Below are 1,995 nucleotides of genomic sequence, written 5' to 3'. Positions count from 1 at the left end.
ACCGAATACGAATCGATGTTCTACGCTCAACCCCAGCCCCGCGAGGTGGTTGGAGCCAACAGTTGAGGTCTCCACAGAACCCGGGGCGGTTCACAGTGCCTGTCCGGAAGCTCGCCTCCTGACACAACCTGACCCGACCTGTCAGAGCCAACACCACTCCACCCGCCGCAGCGCCCGCAGCCGGTGCACCAACTGCCCCTGCACCCGCATCCCGGCCAATAGAGGAGCGACGAACATGCTGACCCATGCCAACGGCCCTCAGCAGCGCCACCAGCGCTGTCACCGACCCGCATCACCCGCGCTCACACAGCACGGCCACGGCGGTGCGGCCGGCCGTGTCGGTGTCGGTGTCGATCCCCGTCCCGCCGTCCGCCTTGATACTGACCGCCAAACGGACCCCCGATACTCGCTGACAGCCCAGGTCAGGCGCACTCTGAGCGAGCCCGGCTGGTTCCCGACACACACCCATGTGTGGGGTGTCCCCCCAGGGGCCGCCCATGCGTAAACCACTACCGGCGTCGGATCCGCTGCTGCGCCTACAGGCCAGCATCACCGCCCGCGACGACCGGCTCCTCTCCTGGCTCTACGACCACGGGCTGCTGACCACGGATCAGATCGCCGCCGCCCTGTTCCCGTCCCTGGATTTCGCGCAACGCCGACTCCGCCGCCTCACCGTCCTACGCGCGGTGGACCGGTTCCGGCCCAACAAACCCGACGGCGGCTCCTACCCGTACCACTACGTCCTGGACCAACTCGGCTACAGCCACGTCCGTGCCCAACGCGGACTCGGACCACCACGCCGGGACCAGGCACGCCGCCGCAAGCAATCCCTCATCTCGCGTCCGGACCTGCCCCATCTGCTCGGCGGCAACCAGGTCTTCATCGACCTGGCCGCCCACGCCCGCACCCACCCCGAAAGCCGTCTGGACCGCTGGCAGCCCGCGTCCGCCTTCCACGACCCGGGCGTGTTCTACCGCAAAGGCGGGGACCCGCAGATCATGGTCCGCGGACCGAGCGGCTTGCCCCGCCCGGACGGCGCAGGGGTGTGGACCGAGCAGGACCGGTCCGTGCCGTTCTTCCTCGAATACGACACCGGTCGCGAACGCCTTGACATCCTCACCGAGAAGATCGCCAAGTACGAACGCTTGTTTGCGATGAGCCCTTGGGCGTGGCCGGTGCTGTTCCACCTACCGTCGGCGCGACGTGAGGCGAACCTGCACCACCGCCTCGCCGGTACCACGCCAAGAGCGTGCATCGCCACCACCACCGCCGACCTACGCGCCGCCACGGGCGCGAGCCCCGCCGAGCAGGTGTGGCAACTGGTCGGTCTCGGCGCCGGCCGCAACCGCCTCATCGACCTGCCCTACACAGACACCCACCACGACACCGAGTTCCCCACCGCCACCTCGATCGGACCAGATGGGCGGGCAGCCTGATTGCCGACACCAGGTGGCGCGTTGCGCCGCGTGTGAGGGGTCGGGAAGCCCATCGATGGAAAGCCCTGCCCCGGGAAACGTTGCCCGCCGTGTCCGTTTGCTGAACCGGCAAAGATCCTTGCTGCATGGTGTCCGGGCGGCACACGATCGCCAGGTCGCGGCGACGGCCGTCCGGGCAGAGGGGGGAGACGATGATCGAGCACGAGGCACACGCGGTGGACCAGGACACCGCCCGATACTGGGATGACCTCTACCATCAGCGCGACCGGGTGTGGAGCGGGCGGGTCAACGCCGTCCTGGCCGAGGTGGTCAACGCCCTTCCGCCCGGCACCGCGCTCGACCTCGGTTGCGGCGAGGGCGGTGACGCGATCTGGCTGGCCAGTCGGGGCTGGCGGGTCACCGCCGTCGACGTCTCGACCACCGCCCTGGACCGGCTCACCGCCGAGGCCACCCGGGCGGGGGTGGCGTCCCGGATCACCGTGGCCCGGCACGACCTGACCCGCAACTTCCCGGCGGGCCGGTACGACCTGGTCTCGGCACAGTTCCTCCAGTCCCCGCT

Annotated in this window: 2 protein-coding genes; both read left to right on the top strand. The window is 69.4% G+C overall.

Annotated features, from left to right (window positions below):
* Window positions 1-497: 497 nt before the first annotated feature.
* Window positions 498-1,436 (top strand): replication-relaxation family protein, encoded by a 939-nt coding sequence (locus ACWEVO_RS35660; RefSeq protein WP_452311804.1) that lies wholly within the window; start codon window positions 498-500, stop codon window positions 1,434-1,436.
* A 191-nt stretch (window positions 1,437-1,627) separates the two neighbouring features.
* Window positions 1,628-1,995: class I SAM-dependent methyltransferase (locus tag ACWEVO_RS35655; RefSeq protein WP_452311803.1), on the top strand; the 368-nt coding region annotated here is incomplete at its 3' end.

This window comes from Micromonospora sp. NPDC003776 (assembly GCF_053605645.1).
Note: the sequence above shows the minus strand (reverse complement) of the source record. Positions and strands in the feature narration are given on the sequence as shown.